This is a genomic window from Arthrobacter sp. 2YAF22_2, assembly GCF_052114645.1.
Classification (GTDB): Bacteria; Actinomycetota; Actinomycetes; order Actinomycetales; family Micrococcaceae; genus Arthrobacter.
Genome location: NZ_JBFRFD010000488.1, coordinates 1 through 2,692 on the forward strand (window position 1 = coordinate 1; position 2,692 = coordinate 2,692).

The window sequence follows — 2,692 nt, forward strand, 5'->3', positions numbered from 1 at the left end:
GCATCAGATCCAGCAGCACCAGGTCCGGTTTGGAGGACCGGAAAACCTCAAAGGCCTGCCCGCCGTCCGCGCAGAAGACGGGGTCGAATCCGTCGTTGCGCAACACAATRCCGATCATCTCGGCCAGCGCCTCGTCATCGTCCACTACCAAAATCCGTGCCTTCATAGGTATATATTCCCCTATTGAAATGGCTTTGTCGTATTCGGGCCGTTCCCGGCATGGCGCGGCTGTGCTTGGAACGGCGCAGAGGCGGTGGCCACGGATCCGCTGCGGCTGCCGTCCGGGAACGCGTAGATTCAGGGGAAGGCCGCCGGACGGCTACGACCCCCAGGAGGATGCATGACCGGCTATGAACCCATCTATCGGCTGGGCCTCGGGCCCAGGTTTTCCCGCCTGCAGCCTGAACTTCAGGAGTATTTCTCGCTTGCGCCGGGTTCCGGGCACTACGGCGTGGGCGAGGGTGTCTTCGACGTCGTCGGCTGCCGGCAGCGGTGGCTGCGGCCGCCGCTGCGGCTCGCCACCGGCGAAGAGGCGTTCTTCCCGGAATACGGCGAGGGCGTCCGGTTCCGGATCGAAAACCACGCCCATCTGGACCCGTTCGGGCGCTCGAGCCTGACCGCCCGGCGCGAAATCTTCTTCCCGCAGGCCACCCGGATCTTCCAGGACACCACCAGTCTGGACTCGTCCGCCGGCACCCCTCGGCTGGTGGATTACGTCGGCCGCTACCGCCGTCTCGTCACCGACCTCAACCTCAGCGTCACGCCCGAAGGGCGCCTCCGCGGCGTCTCCGAGGCCTCCCGGCTGTTCCTGGGCCCGCTCCGGCTCGCGCTGCCGGCCGCGCTCGATGCCAAAGCCTACGCCGAGCAATGGTGGGAGACGGCCGACGGCGCCCCGGGCCGGCACCGGATCCAGGTTAAGGTCATCCAGCCGCAGCTCGGTCTGGTGCTGGTCTACGCGGGCAGCTTCGATTACCGGCTGGAGCCCTACCCGGACGGCATCCTTGCGCCGGGGCACCTTCCCCGCCGGGCCCGGCCCGACCGCTGGGAACGTCGGGTGTAGGCGCTAGCCGAGGGCGAGCTGGTTCAGCCCGTCGGCCAGCTGCGTCAGGCGGGTCAGCACCGCCGTCGCGGACGACGGCGTGTAGTCGGCAAGGCCGCCGGACGGCGTGACCCGCACCGAGGCCAGCGATCCGGCCGGAAGCCCGAGCTGGCGCCACGGCCGCCAGAGTGTTTCGACCGCCTGCGGTACGCGCGGCAACGCCGCAACCGGGTTGTCCACCGGCAGCGCACCGGCCCAGAGCCGCTTGCCGGCCTCCACGGCACCGGCGAGCTGCTCCCATTGGCGGGAGGTCAGGGCACGCAAGGGCACCGCGATCCCGTCCGCACCGGCGGCGAGGATCCGGTCAAAGGGCGCCTCGACTTCGGGCACCGAGACCACGATTTCGGCCGCACCCGCGGCGCGGAGGGCGTCGATGACGACCCGCCATGATTCGGCGACCTCGGAACCCGCGACGGCGCGCAGCGTGCGGTAGCCGCTGGAGGTTGAGATGGTGCCGGCCATGACGGCTGCGATGTCCGGCTCGTCGAGTTGCACCACGAGGCTGGCTCCGGGCGCCGCGGCCGCCACCCGGCGCAGATGGGCGTCCACGCCGGCCGCGAGYGAGGCCGCGAGGTCCCGCCGCGCGCCGTGGTCGATGAGGGCACGTTCCCCGTTGTGCAGGTGCAGTCCGGCTGCAAGGCTGAGCGGGCCGCACAGCTGGATCTTGAGTTCGATGGCAGGGGTTTCCTCCGCGCCGATCACGTCGGCGAGGACGTTGATGTCGGTGGACAGCGCCGAGCGGGCGCGCATCAGATCCTTGCCGGGGCGGTCGACAAGCCGCCAGCCGTGCGGCTGGACGTCGACGGCGAGCCCCTCCAGCAGGGAGGCGGTGCGGCCCAGCGCGTCCGACCCGACGCCGCGGCCCGGGAGCTCGGCGAGGAAGGGAAGATGCGGGCTGCCCAACTCGCCGCGGATGATCCGGGCGGCCTCGACCGGGTCCTCCCCGGGCCACGGACCGAGGGCGGTGGCCGTGACCTGGCCGGGCGAATCCTGCAACGGCACGGCTAAGCCTCGGCGGAGACGGCGGGGTCCGCATCCTGCCTGGCCAGGCCGGCGGCATCCGTTGCCAGGTCGGCGGCCGCCTGGTGGTCTTCGGCGATGGCCTCGTGGTGGCGGATCACCTCGCCGATGATGAAGTTCAGGAATTTCTCGGCAAATGCCGGGTCCAGGTGGGCCTCGGCGGCGAGGTGCCGCAGCCGGGCGATCTGCGCCGCCTCACGGCCCGGGTCTCCGGCCGGAAGCTTGTGCGCGGCCTTGAGGAAGCCGACTTTTTGTGTGGCCTTGAACCGCTCGGCCAGCAGGAACACCAGGGTCGCGTCGATGTTGTCAATGCTCGAGCGGATGGAGAGCAGTTCCGCCATCACCGCCGGATCCACGTGGCCGGCCAGCGAACTGGCGGCGGGGTCGTAGGCATCGGCGTCGGGGAAATCCTGGTTCTGCTCGGTCATGGACCCAGTCTAGGGGCTGGGGTGGAAATCCTCCGGGTGTTAAGCGGGGGCCGCCGCTCCCGCGCCCCGGGCGGCGCCGCAAGCCGCGACGCGTCCCGCGTAGCGTCGAAAAAGGGGCATGCCCGCCGTTCRCAGTGAACGGCGG

General features: G+C 70.5%; 4 protein-coding genes. 1 reads left to right on the top strand and 3 read right to left on the bottom strand.

The window, feature by feature from the left end; translation table 11 throughout:
* Positions 1-166, bottom strand: a 166-nt coding sequence (locus AB4Y86_RS16260; protein ID WP_441403217.1) for a response regulator, incomplete at its 3' end; no start/stop codon positions are given.
* 174 nt (positions 167-340) lie between these two features.
* Here AB4Y86_RS16260 and AB4Y86_RS16265 point away from each other — a divergent pair.
* Positions 341-1,060 carry a DUF4166 domain-containing protein gene (locus tag AB4Y86_RS16265; RefSeq protein WP_441403214.1) on the top strand — a complete coding sequence of 240 codons (720 nt, stop codon included), beginning with the start codon at positions 341-343 and terminating at the stop codon, positions 1,058-1,060.
* 3 nt (positions 1,061-1,063) lie between these two features.
* Here the strand turns inward: AB4Y86_RS16265 and AB4Y86_RS16270 are convergent, their stop codons facing one another.
* On the bottom strand, positions 1,064-2,101 hold the full coding sequence (locus AB4Y86_RS16270; RefSeq protein WP_441403215.1) for a hypothetical protein: 1,038 nt from the start codon (positions 2,099-2,101) through the stop codon (positions 1,064-1,066).
* Between the two features lie 2 nt (positions 2,102-2,103).
* On the bottom strand, positions 2,104-2,547 hold the full coding sequence (locus tag AB4Y86_RS16275) for a chorismate mutase (protein WP_441403216.1): 444 nt from the start codon (positions 2,545-2,547) through the stop codon (positions 2,104-2,106).
* Between the last annotated feature and the right edge of the window lie 145 nt (positions 2,548-2,692).

What these genes read in the sequence shown, in the direction of transcription:
- AB4Y86_RS16265 (WP_441403214.1), top strand. Translation starts at nt 341, where the DNA reads ATGACCGGCTATGAACCCATCTATCGGCTGGGCCTCGGGCCCAGGTTT.
- AB4Y86_RS16275 (WP_441403216.1), bottom strand. Translation starts at nt 2,547, where the DNA reads ATGACCGAGCAGAACCAGGATTTCCCCGACGCCGATGCCTACGACCCC.